This window comes from Streptomyces sp. NPDC004284 (assembly GCF_042874035.1).
GTDB lineage: Bacteria > Actinomycetota > Actinomycetes > Streptomycetales > Streptomycetaceae > Streptomyces.
On record NZ_JBIAMJ010000022.1, the window covers coordinates 95,093 to 118,686 of the forward strand.

Annotated in this window: 28 protein-coding genes and 2 tRNA genes; 20 read left to right on the plus strand and 10 right to left on the minus strand. The window is 70.3% G+C overall.

Annotated features, from left to right (window positions below):
• Positions 1–198: 198 nt before the first annotated feature.
• From ACFYUS_RS35665 to ACFYUS_RS35690, 6 genes are all read left to right on the plus strand, one after another.
• Entirely contained in the window at positions 199–621 is a 423-nt protein-coding gene (locus tag ACFYUS_RS35665; RefSeq protein WP_388861817.1) for a DUF3052 domain-containing protein, read from the plus strand.
• A 144-nt stretch (positions 622–765) separates the two neighbouring features.
• On the plus strand, positions 766–1,224 hold the full coding sequence (locus tag ACFYUS_RS35670) for a peroxiredoxin (RefSeq protein ID WP_388861819.1): 459 nt from the start codon (positions 766–768) through the stop codon (positions 1,222–1,224).
• A gap of 139 nt (positions 1,225–1,363) precedes the next feature.
• Positions 1,364–1,939 (plus strand): TerD family protein, encoded by a 576-nt coding sequence (locus tag ACFYUS_RS35675; RefSeq protein ID WP_030495317.1) that lies wholly within the window; start codon positions 1,364–1,366, stop codon positions 1,937–1,939.
• 82 nt (positions 1,940–2,021) lie between these two features.
• Positions 2,022–2,597: a TerD family protein gene (locus ACFYUS_RS35680; protein ID WP_388861821.1), complete on the plus strand. Its 576-nt coding sequence runs from the start codon at positions 2,022–2,024 to the stop codon at positions 2,595–2,597.
• 29 nt (positions 2,598–2,626) lie between these two features.
• Positions 2,627–3,772, plus strand: coding sequence for a DUF475 domain-containing protein (locus ACFYUS_RS35685; protein ID WP_388861823.1), 1,146 nt, complete (start codon positions 2,627–2,629; stop codon positions 3,770–3,772).
• Positions 3,773–3,875: 103 nt separating this feature from the next.
• Positions 3,876–4,613, plus strand: a complete 738-nt coding sequence (locus ACFYUS_RS35690) for a Tellurium resistance (protein WP_388861824.1) — start codon at positions 3,876–3,878, stop codon at positions 4,611–4,613.
• A 15-nt stretch (positions 4,614–4,628) separates the two neighbouring features.
• Here the strand turns inward: ACFYUS_RS35690 and ACFYUS_RS35695 are convergent, their stop codons facing one another.
• The gene (locus ACFYUS_RS35695; RefSeq protein ID WP_388861884.1) at positions 4,629–5,513 is read right to left on the minus strand and encodes a TerD family protein; all 885 of its coding nucleotides are present in this window, start codon (positions 5,511–5,513) and stop codon (positions 4,629–4,631) included.
• Between the two features lie 176 nt (positions 5,514–5,689).
• Between ACFYUS_RS35695 and ACFYUS_RS35700 the strand changes: the two genes are divergently transcribed.
• Genes ACFYUS_RS35700 through ACFYUS_RS35710 form a run of 3 tightly spaced genes read left to right on the plus strand, consistent with a single transcriptional unit; the run spans position 5,690 to position 10,560 of the window.
• Positions 5,690–6,925, plus strand: coding sequence for an HpcH/HpaI aldolase/citrate lyase family protein (locus ACFYUS_RS35700; RefSeq protein ID WP_388861826.1), 1,236 nt, complete (start codon positions 5,690–5,692; stop codon positions 6,923–6,925).
• 18 nt (positions 6,926–6,943) lie between these two features.
• Positions 6,944–9,730 (plus strand): phosphoribosyltransferase, encoded by a 2,787-nt coding sequence (locus tag ACFYUS_RS35705; protein ID WP_388861828.1) that lies wholly within the window; start codon positions 6,944–6,946, stop codon positions 9,728–9,730.
• Positions 9,727–10,560: an HAD family hydrolase gene (locus tag ACFYUS_RS35710; RefSeq protein WP_388861830.1), complete on the plus strand. Its 834-nt coding sequence runs from the start codon at positions 9,727–9,729 to the stop codon at positions 10,558–10,560. Before ACFYUS_RS35705 ends, ACFYUS_RS35710 begins: the two co-directional genes overlap by 4 nt.
• Here the strand turns inward: ACFYUS_RS35710 and ACFYUS_RS35715 are convergent.
• The 3 genes from ACFYUS_RS35715 to ACFYUS_RS35725 form a co-directional block, all read right to left on the minus strand.
• A complete protein-coding gene (locus tag ACFYUS_RS35715; protein WP_388861832.1) occupies positions 10,557–10,769 on the minus strand; it encodes a zinc ribbon domain-containing protein in 213 nt (70 codons plus the stop codon). The genes ACFYUS_RS35710 and ACFYUS_RS35715 overlap by 4 nt on opposite strands.
• Positions 10,770–10,801: 32 nt before the next feature.
• The gene (locus ACFYUS_RS35720; RefSeq protein ID WP_388861834.1) at positions 10,802–12,148 is read right to left on the minus strand and encodes a hypothetical protein; all 1,347 of its coding nucleotides are present in this window, start codon (positions 12,146–12,148) and stop codon (positions 10,802–10,804) included.
• 93 nt (positions 12,149–12,241) lie between these two features.
• On the minus strand, positions 12,242–13,006 hold the full coding sequence (locus ACFYUS_RS35725) for a DUF4097 family beta strand repeat-containing protein (RefSeq protein ID WP_388861836.1): 765 nt from the start codon (positions 13,004–13,006) through the stop codon (positions 12,242–12,244).
• Positions 13,007–13,161: 155 nt separating this feature from the next.
• Between ACFYUS_RS35725 and ACFYUS_RS35730 the strand changes: the two genes are divergently transcribed.
• Positions 13,162–13,236 (plus strand) — tRNA-Val (locus ACFYUS_RS35730).
• A 45-nt stretch (positions 13,237–13,281) separates the two neighbouring features.
• On the opposite strand, the gene ACFYUS_RS35735 is transcribed toward ACFYUS_RS35730, so the two are convergent.
• Positions 13,282–13,638, minus strand: coding sequence for a hypothetical protein (locus ACFYUS_RS35735; RefSeq protein ID WP_388861838.1), 357 nt, complete (start codon positions 13,636–13,638; stop codon positions 13,282–13,284).
• Between the two features lie 90 nt (positions 13,639–13,728).
• Between ACFYUS_RS35735 and ACFYUS_RS35740 the strand changes: the two genes are divergently transcribed.
• From ACFYUS_RS35740 to ACFYUS_RS35750, 3 genes are all read left to right on the plus strand, one after another.
• A complete protein-coding gene (locus ACFYUS_RS35740) occupies positions 13,729–14,244 on the plus strand; it encodes a hypothetical protein (RefSeq protein ID WP_388861840.1) in 516 nt (171 codons plus the stop codon).
• A gap of 7 nt (positions 14,245–14,251) precedes the next feature.
• Entirely contained in the window at positions 14,252–14,389 is a 138-nt protein-coding gene (locus ACFYUS_RS35745) for a hypothetical protein (RefSeq protein WP_388861842.1), read from the plus strand.
• 154 nt (positions 14,390–14,543) lie between these two features.
• Positions 14,544–14,615 (plus strand) — tRNA-OTHER (locus tag ACFYUS_RS35750).
• Between the two features lie 127 nt (positions 14,616–14,742).
• Here ACFYUS_RS35750 and ACFYUS_RS35755 read toward each other — a convergent pair.
• Positions 14,743–15,510, minus strand: coding sequence for a hypothetical protein (locus ACFYUS_RS35755; RefSeq protein ID WP_388861844.1), 768 nt, complete (start codon positions 15,508–15,510; stop codon positions 14,743–14,745).
• Positions 15,511–15,834: 324 nt separating this feature from the next.
• Here ACFYUS_RS35755 and ACFYUS_RS35760 point away from each other — a divergent pair, with 324 nt between their 5' ends.
• The 4 genes from ACFYUS_RS35760 (at position 15,835) to ACFYUS_RS35775 (ending at position 18,572) form a co-directional block, all read left to right on the plus strand.
• Entirely contained in the window at positions 15,835–16,125 is a 291-nt protein-coding gene (locus ACFYUS_RS35760; RefSeq protein ID WP_388861846.1) for a hypothetical protein, read from the plus strand.
• Between the two features lie 518 nt (positions 16,126–16,643).
• The gene (locus tag ACFYUS_RS35765; RefSeq protein ID WP_388861886.1) at positions 16,644–17,234 is read left to right on the plus strand and encodes an SMI1/KNR4 family protein; all 591 of its coding nucleotides are present in this window, start codon (positions 16,644–16,646) and stop codon (positions 17,232–17,234) included.
• A gap of 163 nt (positions 17,235–17,397) precedes the next feature.
• The gene (locus ACFYUS_RS35770) at positions 17,398–17,922 is read left to right on the plus strand and encodes a flavoprotein (RefSeq protein ID WP_388861848.1); all 525 of its coding nucleotides are present in this window, start codon (positions 17,398–17,400) and stop codon (positions 17,920–17,922) included.
• A 116-nt stretch (positions 17,923–18,038) separates the two neighbouring features.
• Positions 18,039–18,572: a DUF4231 domain-containing protein gene (locus ACFYUS_RS35775; protein WP_388861850.1), complete on the plus strand. Its 534-nt coding sequence runs from the start codon at positions 18,039–18,041 to the stop codon at positions 18,570–18,572.
• A gap of 116 nt (positions 18,573–18,688) precedes the next feature.
• Here the strand turns inward: ACFYUS_RS35775 and ACFYUS_RS35780 are convergent, their stop codons facing one another.
• Positions 18,689–19,138 (minus strand): lamin tail domain-containing protein, encoded by a 450-nt coding sequence (locus tag ACFYUS_RS35780; protein ID WP_388861852.1) that lies wholly within the window; start codon positions 19,136–19,138, stop codon positions 18,689–18,691.
• 146 nt (positions 19,139–19,284) lie between these two features.
• Here ACFYUS_RS35780 and ACFYUS_RS35785 point away from each other — a divergent pair, with 146 nt between their 5' ends.
• Positions 19,285–20,049: an MBL fold metallo-hydrolase gene (locus tag ACFYUS_RS35785; protein WP_388861854.1), complete on the plus strand. Its 765-nt coding sequence runs from the start codon at positions 19,285–19,287 to the stop codon at positions 20,047–20,049.
• Between the two features lie 99 nt (positions 20,050–20,148).
• On the opposite strand, the gene ACFYUS_RS35790 is transcribed toward ACFYUS_RS35785, so the two are convergent.
• A complete protein-coding gene (locus ACFYUS_RS35790; RefSeq protein ID WP_388861856.1) occupies positions 20,149–20,907 on the minus strand; it encodes a GntR family transcriptional regulator in 759 nt (252 codons plus the stop codon).
• Between the two features lie 188 nt (positions 20,908–21,095).
• On the opposite strand from ACFYUS_RS35790, the gene ACFYUS_RS35795 reads away from it, so the two are divergent.
• Positions 21,096–21,320 (plus strand): hypothetical protein, encoded by a 225-nt coding sequence (locus ACFYUS_RS35795; protein WP_388861858.1) that lies wholly within the window; start codon positions 21,096–21,098, stop codon positions 21,318–21,320.
• A 47-nt stretch (positions 21,321–21,367) separates the two neighbouring features.
• The gene (locus ACFYUS_RS35800; RefSeq protein WP_388861860.1) at positions 21,368–21,631 is read left to right on the plus strand and encodes a DUF2277 domain-containing protein; all 264 of its coding nucleotides are present in this window, start codon (positions 21,368–21,370) and stop codon (positions 21,629–21,631) included.
• On the opposite strand, the gene ACFYUS_RS35805 is transcribed toward ACFYUS_RS35800, so the two are convergent.
• Positions 21,591–22,214: a DedA family protein gene (locus tag ACFYUS_RS35805; RefSeq protein ID WP_388861888.1), complete on the minus strand. Its 624-nt coding sequence runs from the start codon at positions 22,212–22,214 to the stop codon at positions 21,591–21,593. The genes ACFYUS_RS35800 and ACFYUS_RS35805 overlap by 41 nt on opposite strands.
• A gap of 685 nt (positions 22,215–22,899) precedes the next feature.
• A complete protein-coding gene (locus ACFYUS_RS35810) occupies positions 22,900–23,421 on the minus strand; it encodes a DoxX family protein (RefSeq protein ID WP_388861862.1) in 522 nt (173 codons plus the stop codon).
• Between the last annotated feature and the right edge of the window lie 173 nt (positions 23,422–23,594).

The window sequence follows — 23,594 nt, forward strand, 5'->3', positions numbered from 1 at the left end:
GACGAATCATGTGCGTCTGATCGTCGAGGAGGGTCCGACAGTGCCGGAAGTTGCGGCGAGACGGCCCCAAACGTCACCGTTTCGGCGGTCTCGGCGGCCGGGTACTTGCGCGATCCGCCCCGGCACGTGTGGACTACGGCCAGCGCCACGCGCATACGCGTGGCCCACAGCATTTTCCGAATGAGCAGGAGGCAAGCCGTGAGCGCGACCGCGGACCACGCGGAGGAGCGGACCAACCCGGCCGTCAGGCTGGGGTTCGAGCCCGGACAGGTGGTCCAGGAGATCGGCTACGACGAAGACGTCGACCAGGATCTCCGTGAAGGCATCGAGTCCATCATCGGCCAGGACCTCGTGGACGAGGACTACGACGACGTCGCCGACGCCGTCGTGCTCTGGTTCCGCGACGAGGACGGCGATCTCACCGACGCCCTGGTGGACTCCATCGGTCTTCTGGAGGACGGCGGCGTGATCTGGCTGCTGACGCCGAAGACCGGCCGTGACGGCTACATCGAGCCGTCCGACATCAACGATGCCGCGCAGACCGCTGGTCTCTCCCAGACCAAGAGCATCAGCGTCGCGAAGGACTGGGCGGGCGCCCGCCTGGTGGCCCCCAAGCGCTGATCGCCACGCTGCGAGAAGCCCCCGCCGGCCCGCCGGCGGGGGCTTTCGTGCGCAGGCCGTAGGGTGGGGTCCGCCCGGGTTCACCGATACGGCCCAAAGCGATACGGCCAAGGCCCGGGCCCCGTCGGAAGGGACGCGCACGCGATGGCGATCGAGGTCGGCACCAAGGCCCCGGAATTCGAGCTCAAGGACAATCACGGGCGGACCGTGCGGCTCTCCGACTTCCGCGGCGAGAAGAACGTGGTGCTGTTCTTCTACCCCTTCGCCTTCACCGGCGTCTGCACGGGTGAACTGCGCGAGCTCCGCGAGAACCTCCCGGCGTTCGTCAACGAGGACACCCAGCTCCTCGCCGTCTCCAACGACTCCATCCACACCCTCCGCGTCTTCGGCGACCAGGAGGACCTGGAGTTCCCGCTGCTCTCCGACTTCTGGCCGCACGGCGAGGCCTCCCGCGCCTACGGCGTCCTCGACGAGGAGAAGGGCTGCGCGGTCCGCGGCACCTTCGTCATCGACAAGGAGGGCGTCGTCCGCTGGACCGTCGTGAACGCCCTGTCGGACGCCCGCGACCTCGGCGATTACCTCAAGGCCCTCGAAGCCCTCTGAGCGCCTTCGGGGCCGACACCCTCGGAATCACCGGGCGAATCGACTGTTTCGACCGGGAACCCGTCACTAGGATCCAGACGTTGATCCGATGCCAACGCACGACTGGGGGCGCTGCCCCTGGAAACCTATGGAGGGACTCGTGGGAGTCAGCCTCAGCAAGGGCGGCAACGTCTCGCTGACCAAGGAGGCCCCTGGCCTCACCGCCGTGACCGTCGGTCTGGGCTGGGACGTCCGCACCACCACCGGTACGGACTTCGACCTCGACGCCAGCGCGATCCTCGTGAGCGAGGCGGGCAAGGTCCGCAACGACCAGGACTTCGTCTTCTTCAACAACCTGAAGAGCGCCGACGGCTCGGTCGAGCACACCGGTGACAACCTCACCGGTGAGGGCGAGGGTGACGACGAGCAGGTCAAGGTCAACCTGGCCGGTGTGCCCGCCGACGTGGCCAAGATCGTCTTCCCGGTGTCGATCTACGACGCCGAGAACCGCCAGCAGTCCTTCGGCCAGGTGCGCAACGCGTTCATCCGCGTCGTCAACCAGGCCGGCGGCGCCGAGATCGCGCGGTACGACCTCTCCGAGGACGCCTCGACGGAGACCGCGATGGTCTTCGGCGAGCTGTACCGCCACGGCGCCGAGTGGAAGTTCCGTGCCGTCGGCCAGGGGTACGCCTCGGGTCTGCGCGGCATCGCGCAGGACTTCGGCGTCAACGTCTGAGCCGAACCGTTCGAACCGTCCGGCGCCGCACCTCGCGTGCGGCGCCGGACGTGCCTCATCACCACCGGGGAGGAACCGAATCATGGGCGTCACGCTCGCCAAGGGGGGCAACGTCTCCCTGTCCAAGGCCGCACCCAACCTCACGCAGGTCCTCGTGGGACTCGGCTGGGACGCGCGCTCCACCACCGGAGCCCCCTTCGACCTCGACGCCAGCGCGCTGCTGTGCCAGGGCGGCCGGGTGCTCGGGGACGAGTACTTCGTCTTCTACAACCAGCTCCGCAGCCCCGAGGGCTCCGTCGAACACACCGGCGACAACCTCACCGGCGAGGGTGACGGGGACGACGAGTCCCTCATCGTGGACCTCACCAAGGTGCCGGCCCACTGCGACAAGATCGTCTTCCCGGTGTCGATCCACGACGCCGACAACCGCGGCCAGAGCTTCGGCCAGGTCAGCAATGCGTTCATCCGCGTCGTGAACCAGACGGACGGTCAGGAACTCGCCCGGTACGACCTCTCGGAGGACGCCTCGACGGAGACCGCGATGATCTTCGGCGAGCTCTACCGCTACAGCGGCGAATGGAAGTTCCGGGCGGTGGGACAGGGGTATGCGTCCGGGCTTCGGGGCATCGCTCTAGACTTCGGGGTCAACGTTTCGTAAAGCCATGTAATTTCACGATGGGGTAGACAGTGATTCTGAAAACCTTCGGCTGGTCGTTCGCGATCACTGTGATCGGCCTGGCCGTCGCCGTGCTCTACGGGGGGTGGGAGGCGTTCGGGATCGTCGCGATCCTCTGCGTCCTCGAGATCTCCCTCTCGTTCGACAACGCGGTGGTCAACGCCGGAATCCTGCAGAAGATGAATGCCTTCTGGCAGAAGATCTTCCTCACGGTCGGTGTGCTCATCGCCGTCTTCGGCATGCGCCTCGTCTTCCCCGTCGTGATCGTCGCCATCAGCGCGAAGATCGGCCCCATCGACGCCGTCGATCTCGCGCTCAACGACCCGGACAGGTACCAGGAGCTGGTGACCGACGCGCACCCGTCGATCGCCGCCTTCGGTGGCATGTTCCTGTTGATGATCTTCCTCGACTTCATCTTCGAGGAGCGTGACATCCAGTGGCTGCGCTGGATCGAGCGCCCGCTGGCCAAGCTCGGCAAGGTCGACATGCTGTCGGTCTGCATCGCCCTCGTCGTCCTGCTGGTCACCTCGATGACCTTCGCGACCCACGCCCACCAGCACGGCGGCGCGCACGTCGACAAGGCGCAGACGGTCCTGGTCTCCGGCATCGCCGGCCTCATCACGTACCTCGTCGTCGGCGGTCTCTCCGGCTACTTCGAGAACAAGCTGGAGGAGGAAGAGGAGCGCGAGCACGAGGCCGAGGAAGAGGCCAAGCGCACCGGCAAGAAGGTCACCGTCGTCCAGCTGGCCGGCAAGGCCGCCTTCTTCATGTTCCTCTACCTGGAGGTCCTCGACGCCTCCTTCTCCTTCGACGGTGTCATCGGCGCCTTCGCCATCACCAACGACATCGTCCTGATGGCGCTCGGCCTCGGTGTCGGCGCCATGTACGTCCGTTCGCTGACGGTCTACCTGGTCCGTCAGGGCACCCTCGACGACTACGTCTACCTGGAGCACGGCGCCCACTACGCGATCGGCGCCCTGGCCGTGGTCCTCATGGTCACCATCCAGTACGAGATCCCCGAGATCATCACCGGCAGCATCGGTGTCCTCCTCATCGCCTGGTCCTTCTGGTCCTCCGTCCGCCGCAACAAGGCGCTCGCGGCGGCCGAGGGCGGTTCCGGCTCGGGCGACAAGACCGAGGTGCCGTCCGGGGTGTGACACCCTGGGCAGCGAGGAATGCTTCTCTGCGGGGCGGCCGGTGCACCGGCCGCCCCGCAGGCGTGTGCGCGGTGTGGGACGACCAGTGGGGGGTGAAGGCGGCATGGCCTTCTGGGACAACCTGTTTCCGGGGAGGGCGGCGCATTTCGACTCGGGCAGCGCCGCTTCGAACGCGATCGACCTGACGAAACGGCGTCCGACCGTCTCGCTCACCCAGCAGGGCGCCGCCACCGGCAACCTCCGGGTGAACCTCTCCTGGCGGATGCGGACCTCCGACATCGAGGGCCGCTCCCGGCAGAGCGGACGGCTGCTGCGCAACCCCGCCCAGCTCTTCAAGCCCGAGGTCGTCCAGGCCCACACCCAGGGCATGGTCAACGTCGACCTCGACCTGGGCTGCCTCTACGAGCTCACCGACGGCAGCAAGGGCGTCGTCCAGCCGCTCGGCGGCTTCTTCGGCGACCTCAACGCGGCCCCGTACGTGAAGCTGAGCGGCGACGACCGCTTCGGGGGCTCCTCGGGCGAGACGCTCTTCGTCAACCTGGACCACCGGGACGAGATCAAGCGCCTGCTGTTCTTCGTGTACATCTACGACCAGACGCCGGCCTTCGACCGCACGCACGCCAAGGTCACGCTCTACCCGAGCAACGGCCCCCGGATCGAGATCGAGCTCGACGAGCGCGCCCCGCAGGCCCGCTCCTGCGCCGTCTTCTCCATGGAGAACGTCAAGGGCGAGCTGACCGTCCGCCGCGAGGTGCGGTTCGTGTACGGCTTCCAGGCCGAACTGGACCGGCTGTACGGCTGGGGACTCCAGTGGGGGCGCGGCTACAAGACCAAGGCCTGACCCCCGCCCGCGACCTCAGCTCCGGACGAACTGGGGGCCCATCGGCGGCATGCGGAACTCCGGCGCCGGGTTCTGCTCGGGGGCGCCCACCGGCTGCGGGTAGCCGTACGCGGGGGCCGGGGCGTTCGCCGGCGGCTGCGGGTAGCCGTAGGCGGGCGCCCGGTCCGGCATGGGCGGCACCGCCGGCTGCGGGGGTACGGGGGTGTGGACCACGGTCGCGTCGAGATCGGGGCCGTGGGAGCCGGTGGCGGCAGCGGCGGGGGTCCCGGCGGCTTCCCGGGCCCCGGAGCCGCCGTCGACGCCCGGGGCACCCTGAGCGGCGCCCAGGGGGGCGTCCTGCGCGGCGTCCTCGTCGACCGAGATCCCGAAGTCCGTGGCGAGCCCCACGAGCCCCGTCGGATAGCCCTGGCCCACCGCGCGGAACTTCCAGCCGTCCCCGCGCCGGTACAGCTCGCCGCAGATGACCGCCGTCTCCTCGCCGGTCTCCGCCGTCACGTCGAACAGCGCCAGCGGCTCGCGGTCCGGCCCGGCCACCGCGTCGTACAGCAGGATCCGCAGGTCGGAGACGGACCGGAAGGTGCCGCCGTCGGAGGAGGCCGCGATCACCACGCGGTCCACCGAGACGTCGAGACCGGAGAGATCGGCCTCCACGGTGTCCGTCAGGCCCTCGGAGACCCGCTTCTTCGGCAGCCGCCGCACCAGGCCCGAGGGGTGGCGCGGCTGGTTGTAGAAGACGAAGTCCTCATCGGACCGCACGCGCCCGGACGGCCCGAGGAGCAGGGCGGAGGCGTCCACGTCGGGGACCCCGGGGCCCGGGGTCCAGCGGAGCACGGCCCGTACGGCCGCGGTGTCGAGAGGGACGTTGGAGCCCTTCAGCATCGCGTGCGTCATGACCGCAATCCTGCCCTCCCGCCCGACCCGCGGACAACGCGGGGGCGCCACCGATACCGGGACGGGGTGACGGATGCTGACGAGTTACCTGAATTTCATGCGGAGAGGGAACTAAGGACACCCGTACCTACGTACTATTACCGGCCACATGTCATCAGGCCCGGAGAGGCAGACGGGGGACTCACATGCGTCATTTCGGGCACATCCCGTCCGCGGTGCGGACCGGGCTGTTCCATCGCGAGCCGGTCGACTTCACGCCCGACTCGCCCGCCCGTACGCTCGCCGTGGCCCTGGGCGCCACGCTCTACAGCCCCGCCACCCGGCCCCGGCTCGCCGACGCCGTGCGCAAGCAGGCGGCCCGCGGAGTGGTCTCCATGGTCCTCTGCCTGGAGGACTCCATCAGCGACGCCGAGGTCGAGGCCGGCGAGGTCAACCTCGTCCGGACCTTCGCCGACCTCGCGACCGGGCCCGCGACCGACCTCGCGACCGACCTCGCGACCGGGCCCGCCGCCGGGACCGTGACGGACGCCGACACCGCCACGGACCTCCCCCTCCTCTTCATCCGGGTCCGCGAACCGCACCAGATCACCGACCTCGTCGACCGCCTCGGCACCTCCGTGAGCCTGCTGTCCGGATTCGTACTGCCCAAATTCACCGAGGCCCGCGGCCGCGCCTTCCTCGAAGCGCTCGCCCAGGCCGAGCGGACGAGCGGCAGGCGACTTTTCGCCATGCCCGTCCTGGAGTCCCCCGAGCTCCTCCATCTGGAGACCCGTGCGGAGACCCTCGCCGGGATCGCCTCGATCACCGGCAAGTACCGCGACCGCGTCCTCGCCCTCCGCCTCGGCGTCACCGACTTCTGCTCCGCCTACGGGCTGCGCCGCTCGCCCGACATGACCGCCTACGACATCAAGATCGTCGCGAACGTCATCGCCGACGTCGTCAACGTCCTCGGCCGCTCCGACGGCACCGGCTTCACCGTCACCGGACCCGTCTGGGAGTACTTCCGGCCCGGCGAGCGCATGTTCAAGCCACAGCTGCGCCGCAGCCCCTTCCTGGAGGGCCGTGCCGAGGACCTGCGCACCGCGCTCATCGAGCACGACCTCGACGGCCTGCTGCGCGAGATCGAACTCGACCGGGCCAACGGCCTGCTCGGCAAGACCTGCATCCACCCCACCCACGTGGTGCCGGTGCACGCCCTCTCCGTCGTCAGCCACGAGGAGTGGAGCGACGCCCAGGACATCCTGCGGCCCGAGCGGGACGGCGGCGGAGTCCTCCGCTCCGCCTACACGAACAAGATGAACGAGGTGAAGCCGCATCGCGCGTGGGCCGAGCGCACCCTCCTGCGCGCCGAGGTCTTCGGCGTCGCCAACGAGGACGTCGGCTTCGTGGATCTGCTCACCGCCGGCCTGGCCGGCAGCTGACGAAGGGACGTCGACGACGTGGTGTGGACCGGAACGTGGGTCGCGGAGCGACTGGGCGTCGAACTGATCGGCGACGAGGAGCTGCCCGCCCTGTTGGGCCTCGCACTGCGTCGCAACCCCAAGCGCGCGCACCTCCTGGTCTCCAGCGTGCTCGGCAAGCACGTGCCGCAGCGCCCCTCCGTCGTGTACGGCTCCGGCCTCCGCCTCGGCCGGCGTGTCCGCGAGCTCCTCGGCGACGCGGAGGCCGCCCGGTCCGTCGTCCTCGGCTACGCGGAGACCGCCACCGCCCTCGGGCACGCCGTCGCCGACGGCCTCGGCCTCGCCCCGTACCTCCACTCCACCCGCCGCCCGGTGCCCGGCGTCGCCCGCGCGGGCGGCTTCGAGGAGTCCCACTCCCACGCCACCTCGCACCTCCTCCTCCCCGAGGACCCGAAGCTCCTCGCCGGCGACGGCCCCCTCGTCCTCGTCGACGACGAGTTCTCCACCGGCAACACCGTCCTCAACACCATCCGCGCCCTCCACGAGCGCTACCCCCGCGACCGCTACGTCGTCGTCGCCCTCGTCGACATGCGCTCCGCCACCGACCTCGGCCGCCTGGACACCTTCGCGACCGAGATCGGCGCCCGCGTCGACCTGATCGCCGCCGCCACCGGCACGGTCCGCCTCCCGGACGGCGTCCTGGAGAAGGGCCAGGCCCTGGTGGCGGAGCACGAGCCCGCGGCCCTCGCCCCCGTGTCCTTCCCGCGTGAGGCGCGCCAGGCGCCCGTGCGGGTGGAGCTCGGCTGGCCCGGCGGACTGCCCGACGGCGGGCGGCACGGCTTCACGACCGACCACCGGGAGCGCCTGGAGACGGCCCTGCCCGCGATGGCGACAGCGATCACGGAGGCTTTGCGCACGGAGACGGGCGTACCCGCGGCGACCACGCCGACGGCTCCCGCCGATCCGGCTGTCCTGGCTGCCCCGACGACCCCGGCCGATCCGACGGCCCCGCCTGCAGCGGCTGCTCCTGCCGACCGGATCGGCACAGGCAACCCGACCGCCCCGGCGGGCCGAGCTGCGGCTTCGGACCGGCCCGGCGCCCCCGCATCGACCCTGGAGGCCCAGGGGACCCTGAAGGCGCAGGAAGCCGAGGGGGCCCTGGAGGCCCAGGAAGCCGAGGAGGCCCAGGCGGCCCACGCGGCCCCGGCGTCCCCCGCCCAGCCGCCCGCGGGGCCCCGCCCCCGCGTGCTCGTCCTCGGCTTCGAGGAGCTGATGTACGCGCCGCTGCGTCTCGGCACCGCCCTGGAGGACGCAGGTCATGACGTGCGCTACTCCACCACCACCCGCTCGCCCGTCCTCGCCGTCGACGACCCCGGCTACGCGATACGTACGCGGCTCGTCTTCCCGGCCCACGACGACCCGGCCGACGGCCCCGGCGAGCGCTACGCCTACAACGTGGCGGGCGCGGGCTTCGACGCCGTCGTCCTCGTCGTCGACTCCGCCGCCGACACCCCGGCCCTGCACGCCCCGGACGGCCTGCTCGCCCAGCTCGCCGCGCACATCCCGCGCGTCGTGCTCGCGGTGATCCCGTCCTACGTCCCGTCCCGCACCCCGTCCCACATCCCGCCCAGCGCACCCACGGTCCGCGCCACCGAAGTCACCGAAGCTCCCGAAAGGAGCTCCATGCTGCCCGAGCCCCTCCGCGGCCCCGCCTTCTCCTCGTACGCGCCCGAAGAGGTCGGCTGGCTGCTCCAGGACCTCTCGGACGTCGAACTCGAAGCCCCCACCGAGGAACGCGAGGAGGCCATCCAGAGCGGCGGCGCCCACTACGCCGAGTCGCTCCCCGTCGAGTACCAGCCCAGCGAGCGCTACCAGGAGCTCTTCCAGGCCGCGCTGGAGAGCTCGGCCGCCCGCATCGCCCGCGCCGTCGGCACGGTCACCGAGACCGTCCTCGCCGAGCGGTCCGCGCGCCCGGTCCTGGTCTCCCTGGCCCGGGCCGGCACCCCCGTGGGCGTCCTCATGCGCCGCTGGGCGCAGGCCCGCCACGGCCTGGACCTCCCGCACTACGCCGTCTCCATCGTGCGCGGCCGCGGCATCGACGCCAACGCGCTGCGCTGGCTCGCCGCCCACCACGACCCGGCCGACGTCGTGTTCGTCGACGGCTGGACCGGAAAGGGCGCCATCACCCGCGAACTGGCGGAAGCGCTCAAGGAGTTCGACGGCTTCGACCCGGAGATCGCGGTCCTCGCCGACCCCGGCTCCTGCGTCCGCACGTACGGCACCCGCGAGGACTTCCTGATCCCCTCCGCCTGCCTCAACTCCACGGTCTCCGGCCTGATATCGCGTACGGTCCTCCGCTCCGACCTCGTCGGACCGGACGACTTCCACGGCGCCAAGTTCTACCGCGAACTGGCCGACGCCGACGTCTCCGAGGCCTTCCTGGACGCGGTCGCGGCCCGCTTCGACGAGGTCGCCGCGAGCGTCGACACGGACGTCAAGGAGCTCCTGGCCGCCGACCGCACCCCCACCTGGGAGGGCTGGGCGGCCGTGGAGCGGATCAGCGAGGAGTACGGCATCCACGACGTCAACCTGGTCAAGCCGGGCGTCGGCGAGACCACCCGCGTCCTGCTCCGCCGCGTCCCCTGGAAGATCCTCGCCAAGCGGGGCGCCGACGCCGACCTCGCGCACGTCCGACTGCTCGCCGAGCAGCGCGGCGTACCGGTCGAGGAGGTCGACGAACTCCCGTACAGCTGCGTGGGCCTGATCCACCCTCAGTACACGAGGGGCGCGACAGGCGCGGACGGAAAGGCGGTGGTGTCCCAGTGAGTACGTCCACGAGCACGTCCAGGGGCAAGACCCTGGTCGCGAGCGACCTCGACCGCACCCTCATCTACTCGACCGCGGCCCTCGCCCTCGGCATGCCGGACGCCCAGGCACCCCGGCTGCTCTGCGTCGAGGTCCACGAGTCCAAGCCGCTCTCCTACATGACCGAGGACGCGGCCGAACTCCTGGCGAGGCTGACCGCCGAGACGGTCTTCGTCCCCACGACCACACGGACGCGCAAGCAGTACCAGCGCATCCAGCTCCCGGGCACCGCACCGGCGTACGCGATCTGCGCCAACGGCGGGCACATCCTCGTCGACGGCGTCTCCGACCGCGACTGGCACGACTCCGTCGTCCGCAGGCTCGCCGACGAATGCGCGCCGCTCTCCGAGATCCGCGCCTACCTCACCGCCACCACGGACCTGTCCTGGGTGCGCAAGCACCGGGTGGCCGAGGACCTCTTCGCGTACCTCGTCGTCGAGCGGGAGCGGCTCCCCGAGGACTGGCTGGACCGTTTCGCCGGCTGGGCGGGCGACCGCGGCTGGACCGTCTCGCTCCAGGGCCGCAAGGTGTACGCCGTACCGAAGCCGCTCACCAAGAGCGCGGCCGTCCGCGAGGTCGCCCGCCGCACCGGCACCACGCTCACCCTGGCCGCGGGGGACTCCCTCCTCGACGCCGACCTGCTGCTCGCCGCGGACCGGGCCTGGCGCCCGGGCCACGGCGAACTGGCCGACAGCGACTGGACGGCCCCCCACCTCGACGTCCTCGCGGAGCGAGGGGTGGCGGCGGGGGAGGAGATCCTCCGCCGCTTCAGAGCGGCAGCGGCGTTCTAGCCGCAGCAACCCCCACCACAGCAGCCACCGCCGCCACCGCCCTGCGCGGGGGCGGCGGAGCTGCTTCCGCCGACGGCCACGGCCGACAGCAGCTTCACGGTGTCGTCGTGCCCGGCGGGGCAGGCGGCGGGAGCGGAGGACTCGGCCATGGGACGGCTGAGCTCGAAGGTGTCGCCGCAGGTGCGGCAGCGGTATTCGTAACGAGGCATGGGACCAGGCTAGCGGCGGTACGAGCGCGACATCAGTGGCCGACGCCGGATCCCCGCTCCTCCCGGATCAGGCCGACGACATGCGCGGCGGCGGAACGAACGGCCTCCAGCTCGCTCAGGAAGTGCCAGTAATCGGGATGGCGGCCCTCCAGACCGTCCACGGCCCGGTCGAGACGGGTGACGGCCTCGTCGAGGGGCCGGGCGTGGCGCGGGTCGGGCGTGCTGCGCCCCGCCATCGCGAGCCGCTGGGCGTCCCGTACCGCGAACCGCGTCCGGTCGATCTCCGCCTTCGGGTCCTTCGCGACGGCGTCCAGGCGGCGCAGCCGCTCCCCGGCGGCCGAGACGGCCTCGTCGGTCGAGTCGAGGAGCGCGCGGGCCGTGGAGAGGAGCGAGGTCGCGTCGGGCCAGCGCTGCTCGGCCCGCGCCTTCCCGGCCTCGGCGAGCCGCTCCCCGGCCTGCCGGAGGGTCGCGGCGGCCTGCTCCGGCACGTGCTGGAGGTCCTGCCAGCAGGCGGCCGAGTACCGTCGCCGCAGCTCGGAGAGGATGGGCTCGACGCCCCCGGCGCGGGTGGTGAGCGCTTCGGTGCGGGTACGCAGCGACACCAGCCGCTTGTCGATCTCGGCCGCCCGCTCGGGCAGCCGCTCGGCCTCGGCGCGTACGGCCTCGGCATCCCGCAGCACCCGGTCGGCGCGCTGGAGCGTCTCGGCGACGCCGTGCCGCCCCGCGCCCTCGTTCAGCAGGGTCAGCTCGGGCCCGAGCGCGGCGAGCCGCGCCGCGAGGTCATCAGCACGCAACCCGCCCTCCCGGGCGCCGTCCAAGGCCCCACTCGCCCCCCGCAGCGCCTGCCGGGCCCGCTCGACGGCGGGCGCGAGGCGGGCGAGCTGCGTCTCGGCACGCCCGAGGAGCGGGCCGAGCCCCTCCTCGAACCGGTCCAACTCACCCTTGACCCGGTCGAGCTCCTCCTTGGCCCGATGAAGATCGGCACGAGCCCGCGAGGCACTGCCCGCATCCAACTCGTCCCGATCAAGATCATGCGCATCGACGGCACCGATGTACACATGACTGACCTCGTCGATCCGCCGCCCCAGCGCCTCGAACCCCTCGACGGCCCGCCGCGCCTCCGGAGAACTGTCGACGGCGGTGATCGTCTCTATGGAGATGCGAAGCCCGCGCTGAGCGGTGTCCAGCTCGTAGAAGGCCGCCGCGGCGGCGTCCTTCGCCGCCTGCGCCTCCGCCCGCTGCCCCTCCCCACGCCCACCGAACCACCGGCGCGTCCCACCACCCGCGAAAGCATGCGGCAGCAGCGCACCCGCGAGCACGGGCAGCGCGACAGCGAGCCGGAGCGCAGAGAAACCCCCGGGCGCCGATGTGCCCCTCACGTCACTCGCCGCCACGTACCTCTCCCCGTGCTGTGTCCGCCGTGCCCGGTCCGGTTCATTGTCCCACCCGGTAAGGACGAACACACGGCCCGGTCAGTTCACCGTACGCAGCCTGAGATCCCCGTCGTCACTCCGCAGACGCACCACATGCCCGCTGCCGGCACGAAGCGGCACATCCATCCGAACATCACCGTCATCACTGACCCCGGACGCCTCGTACTCGCCCTTCGGCACGGCCACGGCGACATCACCGTCCTTGGTGACGACATCGACCTTGCGGGGCACGGCGGCAAGGGTGACCTTCACGTCCCCGTCGTCGGACCGCACGACGACAGAGGGCGAACCCACGGAACCCTCGACACTGACATCCCCGTCCTTGCTCACCACATCAACCTCCCCACCAACCTCGCGCACCCGAACGTCCCCGTCGTCGGTCCGCACCTTGAGGGGCGTGGCGAAGCCCTCGGCAGTGATGTCCCCGTCGTCGTCCTCGACCGTGACGGCGACTCCGCGGGGCACCTGAATCCGATGCACGCCCCCACAGCTCGCCGCAACGGCATCGCACCCCACCCGCAGCGTGAGCCGCCCATCCACCAGCTTCCAGCTCGCCTCGGGCCCCGACCCCATGAACACCCACCCATCGACCTGCCGCTCCACCCGCACCCCGTCGACATCGGCAGCCGTGATCACCAGATCCGAGTCATCCGCGTCGACAACGAGCGCCTCCCCGTCGAACGCGAACTCCCTCCGCTCCACCGGCGCCCCCTCCACATCAGCCCCACACCCCGCAAGCGCGAGCACAGCGACCCCAGAAGCGAACACCACACGAAACGGACGACCCACAACCATGACGATCATTCCCCCAGAAACAACACGAAGACCCCCGACGCTACGCCCCCACCACCCCCGACCACGATCAGGCGACCCACCGTCCCGACAGTGGGGCTACCCCCCGCCCCACCATCCGTTTGCCCCACCCACCCCCCGGCCATGTACGCTGTTGCCTCTTCCACGGGTGCGTAGCTCAGGGGTAGAGCGCTGCTCTTACAAAGCAGATGTCGGCGGTTCGAAACCGTCCGCGCCCACCAGCACAAAGGCCCCCAGCCGATCATGGCTGGGGGCCTCTGGCGTTTCTAGTGGTGGTGGATGAACACCCGCTGCTGTTCGTCCTGCCAGGTCCAGTCGGCTGGGCGGGTGAACGGCTCGGTTCGGGCGAGGGTGGAGAACTGGTCGGACGGCTCCTGGGTGGCCTTGTTCACCACGAGGGCCGAGAGCATCGGTGAGCGGCCGTCATCGTTGTCGTGGAGGCAGACGTCCTTGAGTAGGTAGGTCATGACTCCGCGGTGAGGCGGGATGGAGCCGAACCCCTGCACCGCCAGCTCGGCGCTCAGTTCCCCGTACGTGATGGTCTGATGCCGGCGGGCCCGCTGCCGGAGAATTTCAACGGCCGCCTCGACCGCTGCCGGGTACTCCGGGTCCTTGGTTCTCATTGCCGTCCCCCTCAGCTGGTTCTGCCTCTCGCGCGCATCGTAGCGGCGAGGGACACTCCTGCTGCACGGTCACGGTTCAGGAGGGGGACGGTGGACGATTTCCGCTTCAGTTGGGAACTGAGTGGCGCCGGGGGTGCCACGTATCGGATCGACGACGGCGTCTCGGAGCATGAGACCCATATCGGCTACTGCACGGACGCCCTTGCCGACCTGCTGTACGCCATGACGGGGCTCTACGGGGACTCGTCCGGTGAACGCTTCTCCTTCGACCGAGAGCCCATGGAGACGAGGTGGCTCCTCCGGCGTCAGGGGGCGGACGTGGCCATCGACATCTTCGAGTTCCCGGACGGGGGAACGAGCTGGGGCTCGCCCGACGAGACGGGTGGCACCCTTCTCTGGAGGTCCACCCAGCCCCGTGGCGTGCTGTGCCACGCGGTGAAGGAAGCGGCCGAGGCCGTACTGCGGGAGCACGGTGAGGACGGGTACCAGGAGAAGTGGATGCTGCACCCGTTTCCCGTTGCCGCCTTGCAGGACCTGCGGCGCCTGCATCGGCGAGACGACGACTGCGGGCACGAGCAGTGCCGGACCGATCCTGAGGGCTGGTGACGGGGATATGCGTGATGAGCTGCTCGATGAGCGACTGTCGGACGAGGAGCTGGGACTCTTCACCCAGTACCTGCACCGGTTCGCGAACCACGACGTGGACATCTTTCTGAACCTGGAAGTCGGAGACCCTGAGCACCCCATCTAAGTGGCGTTCAGCGGGACCGTCCCCCGGTGGGTGAGACCTCGGACTATCGGCGGCCGTTCGCTGACCGGCGCCAGGTGACATCCAAATCTGACATCAACGACGGTGGATGACGGCAGTCCTGCACGGCCCTCCACGGTGACTCCGAACTGGGCTCGCCCCTCTCCGGCTGGGATCCGCACGAGCTCCTGAAGCGGGTGTCGCAGGTTCGAATCCTGCCGGGGCGCCAACCAAAAGGCCCCGGCCAAGGATTCATGGTCTGGGGCCTTCGGTAGTCCACACGCCGTCGGGTACACGGTCGGCCCCGACGTCCGGAACGGGGCGTGCAGCCACGGAGCCATCGTGCCTGCGAGCCGTCAGTAGCGGTAGTTAGGCCAGTGAGGATCCGTCCAGCGGTCCTCACCGGTGAGTCCGAGCAGCCGTATCCGGTGCTGCAGATCCACCGATGCGCCCGACTCCCGGAGCCGTGTCGCCGCGTGGCCGAGGAGCCAGGCGACCAGTTCGCCACGCAGCTCCTCCTCGTCGTGCTCGTACCAGCCGACGCTCCACGGCAGACCCTCTCCGAGGAGCTCGTAATCCCATTCCTCGGCCGCCTCGGCGAGACGTCGGTCGCTGAGGCGGCCGGTCTGTTCTTCCCAGTCGGCAAGCCAAGGGCCGAGCGTTCCGGACGCCTCGGCACACATCACGAAGACCTGGTGCGCCGGGACGGCCGCATCCGGATCCGTGAGGCTCTGTACCCACCAGGCGTGCAGGAACTCGCGTACCGAGTCGGCTTGCTCGACGGGCCATTGGTGCCAGCTTCCGCGGGCGAAGGAGGAGCCGGCCTCTTCCAGTCCGAACACGGGTTCCACACGACCGGAGGACAGGGCCGTGGCGAACTGCGGCAGGATACGGCGCAGCACGGACGCGTGATCGGTCCAGTCGATGGCCCGCCAAGTCCGGTACAGGAGGTCGGGCTCCAATTCCACATCCGGCGTCTTCAGAAGGGAGAGCTCTTCCGTGCTGCCCCAGTGACATTCGCAGTTGTGCTCATCCGGATGTGCGGTCATGCCGTGGAAGGTGACGGAGAGGTTCTCCAGGGCGGCGTTGAGGCGGCGACGTGCGGGATGCTCGACGAGATGCATGATGTGCCCGGTCTTCGAGTACTCCGTACGGCTTTCGCCGGCCGAAGATCGCCAATTTACACGGCGAGTGGGGCCGTGTCGTCGTCGTTCCGGGAACGGGGCGGACCCCCTGGTGAGCCGACGGCGATGGCGAAGCGGGCTGATCCCGAACTCCGTGGAGAGGGTCGAGGACTAATCCACTTTTCAGGGCGTGAACAGACTTCCGTGGGCTGTCTGCGGACGGCTTCCTGTGAACTGAGCACCTGCGTCGCCCCGGCCCGCGGTGTCATCTCCGTCTCAACGGGCTTCCCAGGGCCGTGCGTGGCCGGCGTCATCATGGGTGACATGAACTCTGACCACAGCAGTGCCCCGACGGAGAGCACCCACGTCACGGTCGTTGCGGACGGTGCCGGGCTGGTCTTCACGTGGGATGAGGACGCGCGTATCGAGGTACGTGACCTCGGGGGCGAGGTTGTCATCGAGGCGAATGCGGCCGGCCTCAGGACGCTGGCTGGGCACCTGTTGGTGCTGGCCGGAGATGGCGTTCCCGATGGGGCCCATCTGCACCTCGAAGACAGCAACGGGCTGGAAGAGGGGTCCGTGAGCCTGGTACTGGAGCGCAGTGACGAGGAGTAGCGGGGGCAGGGCTGGCAACGGCTTGTAGACGTAGATGGCTGGGCCGACCGGCAGTCCCCGGTGGGAGGGTGTCGCCATGCAGGACGCACTCTTCGCCTACGGGCCTGATGTGGACGCTCTGTACGGGTGATGGAGCCGGGCTTGCGTGCGCTTCCGTTTCGGTTGGCGTACGTCGTGCTGCGCTACGGGGAGCCTGATGGCGACGTCGTGAACAAACGGATTGGGCTCTGAGCGCGCGTGCCAGATGCGTGCCAGATCGAGCGGTCCACCACGGTCACTGGAGGATCGCTACGGCGTCCACAGCTGGTGCCAGCCGTCGCAGCGCGCAGAGGGGCTGAGCTGTGATGACGGATCAGCTGCGGGTGCCAGGCTTGCAAAGAGACGTCGGCGGTTCGGAACCGTCCGCGCCCGCCAGGGGAAAGGTCCCCAGTCGATCTTGGCTGGGGGCCTTTGGCGTTCGCTTCTGACGTCGGCGGGGACGGTTGAGCACGGTGTGGGGTGGGACGTCGGCGGTGGTCATGATGGTCGGCATGAACACGGAATCATGTGATCCGGCGGAGCTGGCTGCCCTTCGCGAGATCTTTGCGTCCCGGCCTGAGGCGGTGCGGGCGGCTGGGTGGGAGGCGGTGCGGGCCTTCGAGGGGGAGCACGGCGTTGTGCTTCCGGAGCCGTATCGCACGTTTGTGGCGGAGGTTTGTGACGGGCTGCGTGCTGGGCCGCCTTTTTACGGGCTGTTGCCGCTTGTGCAGATGCCCTCGGACTGGGGCTCGGGCCGGCCCGAGCGACTGCTTGCTGAGCCTTTTCCGCTTACGGAGGCGTGGCTGTGGGAGGCGGAGGGGGATGAGGAGGAGTTGTCGGAGGAGGAGTTCGAGGCGAGGACGGACCCTGTGTTCGATCATGGCTCGCTGCTGCTGGGGACCGATGGGTGTGGAATGTATTGGCATTTGATCGTCACCGGTCCGCAGCGTGGTCATGTCTGGCAGATCGCGGGTGAGGGGGCGATGCCCTTCGGTACGCAGTCGGTGAAGGCTCTGATGCCTGGTGTTCCTGGCTTCACGGGCTGGGCGACCAAGTGGGCCCAGGGGCGCTCCTGGTTCGCCGGCTCCTAGGGAGACGGTACGGGGAGGGGGTTCGGGAGGGGGTGGCGGTGGCGCGGTGCACCTTTTCCGCCATGGCGATCAGACCTCTGAGGAGGGGCGTGCCTGGAGGGTGGGGGTGGCCTGCGATGAGGGCATTCGTCGGCCGGTTCGGGGAGTGTGGTCGGATGAGGGGATGAGCACCTTGTACTTGTTTGCCGGCGCTGCTGAGCCCGTTTTCGACATTGCCCGTGTCATCGAGGAGGCGCAGGCCGACGGTTGGGACGTCTGTCTGGGGCTTACGCCTACGGCGGCGCGGTGGCTTGCCGGGTCGCTCGAGGGGCTTGCCGTGCTGACCGGGCATCCCGTGAGGTGGGATTACGCGTTTCCTGGTGAGGGGGAGGTGTGGCCGGAGGCTTCGGCGATCCTGGTCGCGCCGGCGACTTTCCATACGGTCAATCAGTGGGCGCTCGGGATCGTGGACGAGTTCGTGGTGGGGGTTGTCGCGGAGGGGATCGGTAAGGGGGTGCCGATGGTTGCGGTGCCTTGTCTCAATGCGGCCTATGCGCGGCATCCGCAGTTCGAGCGGTCGGTGGAGACCCTGCGGGGGGCTGGGGTGTTCGTGCTCCGTGGGGAGGGGGAGTCGGGGATGGGGGATGCCGCGCGATTTCCTTGGCGGGTGGCCCTTGATGCCGTGCGTGAGTTGGTTGCGGTCGGTTGAGGGGAGGGGGGTGAGGGGAGGGGGGTGAGGTTGGGGTTGGGGTTGGTGCTTTCCGTCTTTGGTGTCGGGGGCGGGGAGAGTTGACGTGGACTTGTCCATAGCGGTGTACTCCCGGCATGGACGAGGTGGGGGACGCGCCCGAAGCGGGGGCGCAGGGTGGCGAGATGACGCCGCAGCGGTACATCGAGACCAGGCTCGCGCAGTACCAGGGCTGGTACGACGCCAAGGCGACCCGGATGAAGGCGATGCATCTGCGGATGCGGACGGTGTCCGTCGTCGGTGGGGCGTTCGTGCCGGTGTTCGTCAATATCGACCTGGGGTTCGCGCGGGTCACCGCCACCGTGCTGAGTGTGGTCGTCGTCGCCGCCGTGTCGCTGGAGAGCGTGTACCGCTATCGGGAGCAGTGGAAGAACTACCGGTCCACCGAGCAGTTGCTCGGGCATGAGCGGGTCTACTTCGAGACCAAGGTCGGGCCGTATCACAACCTGGCGAAGCGAGAGGCGTTCTCCGTCCTCGTCGCCCGCGTCGAGAAGGCCATCGCCAATGAGAACTCCGCGACCTTGAATGTCATGACCCTGGGCGGGCAGGTCAACTCCGATGTGCAGCAGCATGGGGTTCCTGCTGCTCGGGATGGGGCGGAGACTTCTTGAGGGGCTGTTGAGGGGCTACTGAAGGGCTGCTGAAGGGCTGCTGAAGGGGTGTTGGGGGCTGGCCGAGGGGGCTTCCGTGGGCCCCGGTGTGGGGCCCACGGGGTGTCAGGTGGGGGTCAGCACCACTTGTAGTCGACCCGCGTCGAGTTGTACGAGCAGGTGTCGACGGTCGTGCCGGTCGACTTGCGCAGCGTCGCGGTGTCCTTGTCGTTGTTCCAGACGTACGCGGCACGGTTCTGGTAGACGTTCGAGGCGGTGTTCGTGCCGCGGCCCGTGCGGACCGTCACGATCTTGCCCGCGCCGAGCTTGAAGCTGCCGAAGGTGTACGTGTGGCGCGACGCGTCCGTCAGCGTCCAGCCCCGCAGGTTGACCGCCGCGCCGGTCGTGTTGCGTATCTGGACGTACTCGGCGTTCAGGCTGCTGTTGGACCTGGTGTCCGTGCCCGGGCTGTCGTAGTAGATCTTGTAGAGGTGGACCGAGCCGGCGGCCTGCGCCTGCGAAGGCAGCAGCAGGATGCCGGAGGCGGCGGCCGCGGTCACGGCCGCGAGCGTGCGTACGCGAAGCATGAATGTCCCTCAGTTCTCTGCCGGGCGCCCGCCGATGGGCTCCGGCGAGCACACAGGATACGCACGCTCTTCACTCTTCCTGCATGACTTCCGGCCACTCGTTCGTATCCCGCCCTGGACTCGGCGTCCCGTCCTAGACTCGGCGCATGGGCAGCGACTCGCTGCGGATCACCGTCCTCGGGTCCGCCACTCCCTTCCCCCGGCCCGGCAACGCCTGCTCCGGCTATCTCGTCGAGGGCGGCGGCGTCCGCCTGTGGGTGGACGCCGGCACCGGCACCCTCGCCGAGCTCCAGCGGTACGTGGCGCTCGCCGAGGTCGACGCCGTGTGGATCTCCCACCTCCACGCCGACCACAGCGCCGATCTGCTCCCCGCGTACTACGCGCTGCTGTACGCGGGGCTCGACGTTCCCCTGCCCGTACCCCTCTTCGGTCCGCCCGGCATCGCCGACCGCCTCGCCGCCTTCCTGACGAACGGACGCGAGCGCAGTCCTGTCGAGAAGGCCTTCGGAGTGGAGGAGTTGTACGACGGGCATGTCGTCCGCGTCGGCGGGCTCACCCTTCGGTCACGTGCCGTCGAGCACGGCGGCCTGCCCGCCTTCGCCCTCCGGGTGGAGGACGGGGGAGGGGCTTCTCTCGTGTACTCCGGGGACTGCGAGCCGTGTTCCGGTCTGGTCGAACTCGCCCTTGAGTGCGATCTGTTCCTTTGCGAAGCCGATGGGCCCGTGCCCGGGCACCACTCGGCGGCGCAGGCGGGGCGGAGCGCCGCCGAGGCCCGTGTCGGACGTCTTGTCGTGACCCATGTCGGGCCGGGGGCCGCTTCGTCGGCCGAAGCCGTGGCCCGGGCCGCCGCCGAGTTCTCCGGTGATGTCGTTCATGCCGACCCCGGGCTTCGGTTCGAGGCCGGACATTGAGGTTGAGGCCGGGGGTGGGTGTGGGGTCGGAGGTGGGGGGGTGAGGTCGGGGGCGGGTTGAGGCCGGGGGTGGGGGGCGTGAGGCCGGTTTCGGTGTCGTCACGCGTCGAAGTCGTACTCCAGGACGTACGACGACGAGTCCAGCGTCATCTCGTTGAGCTCCACCGCCACCCCCGGTCCCGTGAACGCCGTGCGTCCGATGAGCACCACCGGTGTTCCCGACCCCAGTGACAGCCGGTCCGACTCGTCCGCCGTCGGCATCCGGCAGCGGATCTCCTCCCGGAACCGCACCGGGCGGTGCCCCAGCTCCGTGAGCCGTGCGTAGGTGCCGCCGGGGCCCGTGTCCGGTTCGGTGATCGGCGTACCCCGTACCAGCTCGGCGGAGAGGTAGGAGACCGAGAGCAGCACCGGCTTGGCGTCGAGGACGAAACGGCGGCTGCGGACGCACACGGGCGCCCCCGGTGCCAGGTTCAGCGCCCCCGCGATCCGGTCGCCGGCCTCCGTCTCGCCCACCTCGATCTGGTCGACGACCAGCTCCCGGTCCTCGATGTCCGCCGACCACACCGAGCGGCCGTTTCCCCAGTGCTCCCCGGCGAGGCGCGGGATGCCCCGGCGTCGCAGCGGGCGGAAGACCCGGACGAAGACCCCGGCGCCCTTGCGTGCCTCGGTGAGCCCCTCCGAACGCAGCACGGACAGGGCCTGGCGGGCCGTCATGCGGGCCACCGTGTATGTCGTCATGAGGTCGTTCTCGCCGGGGAGCCGGTCGCCCGGCGCGAAGGCACCCGACTGGATCGCGGTTCTCAACTCGTCGGCGATGCGCTGGTACTTGGGCCGACGAGCGCTGTCCTGGTCAGTCACGGGTGGACCACTCCCTTCACTTGCGGGACACCCTACGGCGCACTCCTCGGCACGGGTGCACACGTGTACGCCGTCCCGCCCGGTCGATCCATCCATCGGGGGACATCTCTAGAGATGCGTTGACAGGGCGGAGTCGCCGCGCTTCCCTGAGTGTCCCCATGTTTCAGGATTCGGGATGGAGGGGATGCGTGCAGCCACTGCCCGAGGTCGGTGACCTCGTCCGCGACACCGCCACGGGGCGGGTCGGTTTCTATGTGGAGAGCGTCTCCGGGCGCTTTCTGATCCGCGCCGTCCACGGCGGCGCCGAGTGGGAGGCGGAGCCCGTCGACGTCCAGCCCGCCACCCCTCTGCACGAACTGCGGGCCCGCACCGCCGAGATCAACGCACGGAGCAGACGCGGACTGGGCGGGTGAGGCGGGCGGTCCGGGGCGTTGTCAGTGGGGCGCGCCACACTGGAGACATGTGCCGCAGCATCAAGACGCTCCGCCCGCCCGTGCTGCCCGAGGAGGCGACCGAGGACGACATCCGCGCCGCCGCCCTGCAGTACGTCCGCAAGGTCTCCGGCTTCCGCGCCCCCGCCGCCCACAACCGTGAGGTCTTCGAGCGGGCCGTGGACGAGATCGCCGACGCGACCGCGAGACTCCTCGCCGGCCTGGAGGTACGGGGCTCTCACCCCGCCGCCGTCAGGACGCGGGTGCGGGAGCCGCGGCCGGACGCCGTATGAGGTACGCGGCGAGGCCGCCCGCGAGGAAGAGCGCGAGGGTCGACACCCCCGCGCTGAACCAGGTCGCGCCCAGCCACTGACCGCCCAGCCAGCCGAGCCCCACGCTGTACGAGGCCCAGGTCACGCCCGCCAGCGCCGACCACGGCAGGAACTCCTCCACCCGCCGCTTCGCCGCGCCCGCGCCCAGGGACACCACGGAGCGTCCGGCCGGCGCGAAGCGCGCGAGCACCACGAGCAGCCCGCCGCCCCGGGCGAGCGCGGTGCCGAGACGTTCCTGCGCCAGTGAGAGGCGGCGCGACCGGGCGATCACCCGGTCCAGCCTGGCCCCGCCGCGTAGCGCCAGGCGGTACGCGAGGAAGTCGCCGAGTGTCGAGGCGGTCGCCGCGCAGAGGAGCAGCGGGAGGAGCGACAGCACGCCGGAGGAGGCCCCGGTGGCCGTCGCCGCCGCCGTGGCCGCGGTGATCACCAGGAAACCGCTCGGCAGCACGGGCAGGAAGACGTCGAGCAGGATCGACGTCGCCACCACCGGGTAGATCCATGGACCGGCGGTGAGCGACCGCAGCGAGCCCAGGCTGTCGAGCAGATTCACAGGGGCAGAGCCTACGCGGGGGCGGGGGGTCGGTTGCCGGTGGGGCGGGGGCGACGGCCGGTGGGGCGGGGGGCGACTGCTGGCGGCGCGGAGGGCGACTGCCGGTGGCGCGGGGGCGCCCCGGTCTCACCGGCAGTCGCCCCCTGGGGTGGGGCGGGTGGGGGTCCTCCTGGGGGCCGGGCCGGGGTGCCGTCCGGGGGGGGGCTGGGGTGCCCCTCCGGAGTGGGGCCGGGGTGCCCTCCGGGGTGGGGCCGGGATGCTTTCTGGAGTGGAGCTGGGGTGCCCCTTGGGGTGGACTGAGGTGCCCTCGGGGCTCGGGCTTCGGCTTCGGGGTCGGCCTCGGGCTCGGGCTTCGGGCTCAGGTTCGGGCTCGGGCTTCGGGCTCGGGCTCAGGTTCGGGCTCGGGCTCGGGCTTCGGGCTCGGGCTTCGGGCTCGGGCTCAGGTTCGGGCTCGGGCTCGGGCTCAGGTTCGGGCTTCGGGCTCGGGCTCAGGTTCGGGCTTCGGGCTCAGGTTCGGGCTTCGGGCTCGGCTCAGGTTCGGGCTCGGCTCGGGCTCGGGTTCGGGGTCGCGTGAGCGGTGGCGGCGGTCGCTTCGAGGGGGCTGTCGGGGCGCCCGTGTCGGGAAGGCCCGGAAACCGTGCTGCGGTTTCCGGGCCCTTCCTGTAGGTGTGGCCGGGTGTTACGCCGTGACCGGTGTGCCCTGCTCCTCGTGGGTCTGCGTGTCCGTGGCCTGTGCGGCGCCGAAGAGGCGGTCGAGGGCGAGGGCGCCGGGGCCGGTGAAGACGAGGAGGGCGAAGGCCCAGCAGAACAGGGCCGCGTTCTCGCCGCCGTTCTGGAGGGGGAGGAGGGACTCCGGCTGGTGGACGTTGAAGTACGCGTACGCCATCGAGCCCGAGGCGAGGAAGGCGGCGCTGCGGGTGCCGAGTCCGGCCAGGACCAGGAGGCCGGCGCCGAGCTGGATGACGGCCGCGTACCAGCCGGGCCAGGTGCCGGCCGGTATCGCGGTGCCGCCGATGAGGCCGAAGAGCGAGGCGACGCCGTGGCAGGCGAAGAGCAGGCCGATCACGATGCGGAAGAGGCCGAGCGCGTAGGGCTGGGCGCGGTTCAGGCGGGCGGTGAGGGTGGGGCTCGTGAGGGTGGGGCCCGTGGAGGTGGGGGCTGTGGAGGTGGGGCCCGTGGGGGTGGTGCTCTGGGCGGTCATGGAGGGGGGACTCCTTCGGTCTGGCCCCGGCCGGGGTGGGCACGGGGTGGGGGGGACGGAAACCGATGAGGCCGTTAGGTTAGGCACCCCTCACTAGTGCTTGCAAGTTCAACATTCGGCCACCGGGGAGTGTGTGGCGAGCCTCACTCCCCGGCGGCCGTCGCTGACGCGAG

Excerpts from the sequence above, each read along its gene's own strand:
- ACFYUS_RS35735 (WP_388861838.1), bottom strand. The coding sequence starts at position 13,638 with ATGAGAACCAAGGACCCGGAGTACCCGGCAGCGGTCGAGGCGGCCGTT.
- ACFYUS_RS35680 (WP_388861821.1), top strand. The coding sequence starts at position 2,022 with ATGGGCGTCACGCTCGCCAAGGGGGGCAACGTCTCCCTGTCCAAGGCC.
- ACFYUS_RS35780 (WP_388861852.1), bottom strand. The coding sequence starts at position 19,138 with ATGCTTCGCGTACGCACGCTCGCGGCCGTGACCGCGGCCGCCGCCTCC.
- ACFYUS_RS35775 (WP_388861850.1), top strand. The coding sequence starts at position 18,039 with ATGGACGAGGTGGGGGACGCGCCCGAAGCGGGGGCGCAGGGTGGCGAG.
- ACFYUS_RS35785 (WP_388861854.1), top strand. The coding sequence starts at position 19,285 with ATGGGCAGCGACTCGCTGCGGATCACCGTCCTCGGGTCCGCCACTCCC.
- ACFYUS_RS35670 (WP_388861819.1), top strand. The coding sequence starts at position 766 with ATGGCGATCGAGGTCGGCACCAAGGCCCCGGAATTCGAGCTCAAGGAC.
- ACFYUS_RS35715 (WP_388861832.1), bottom strand. The coding sequence starts at position 10,769 with ATGCCTCGTTACGAATACCGCTGCCGCACCTGCGGCGACACCTTCGAG.
- ACFYUS_RS35725 (WP_388861836.1), bottom strand. The coding sequence starts at position 13,006 with ATGATCGTCATGGTTGTGGGTCGTCCGTTTCGTGTGGTGTTCGCTTCT.
- ACFYUS_RS35700 (WP_388861826.1), top strand. The coding sequence starts at position 5,690 with ATGCGTCATTTCGGGCACATCCCGTCCGCGGTGCGGACCGGGCTGTTC.
- ACFYUS_RS35770 (WP_388861848.1), top strand. The coding sequence starts at position 17,398 with ATGAGCACCTTGTACTTGTTTGCCGGCGCTGCTGAGCCCGTTTTCGAC.
- ACFYUS_RS35690 (WP_388861824.1), top strand. The coding sequence starts at position 3,876 with ATGGCCTTCTGGGACAACCTGTTTCCGGGGAGGGCGGCGCATTTCGAC.
- ACFYUS_RS35800 (WP_388861860.1), top strand. The coding sequence starts at position 21,368 with ATGTGCCGCAGCATCAAGACGCTCCGCCCGCCCGTGCTGCCCGAGGAG.
- ACFYUS_RS35765 (WP_388861886.1), top strand. The coding sequence starts at position 16,644 with ATGATGGTCGGCATGAACACGGAATCATGTGATCCGGCGGAGCTGGCT.
- ACFYUS_RS35745 (WP_388861842.1), top strand. The coding sequence starts at position 14,252 with ATGCGTGATGAGCTGCTCGATGAGCGACTGTCGGACGAGGAGCTGGGA.
- ACFYUS_RS35760 (WP_388861846.1), top strand. The coding sequence starts at position 15,835 with ATGAACTCTGACCACAGCAGTGCCCCGACGGAGAGCACCCACGTCACG.
- ACFYUS_RS35810 (WP_388861862.1), bottom strand. The coding sequence starts at position 23,421 with ATGACCGCCCAGAGCACCACCCCCACGGGCCCCACCTCCACAGCCCCC.
- ACFYUS_RS35755 (WP_388861844.1), bottom strand. The coding sequence starts at position 15,510 with ATGCATCTCGTCGAGCATCCCGCACGTCGCCGCCTCAACGCCGCCCTG.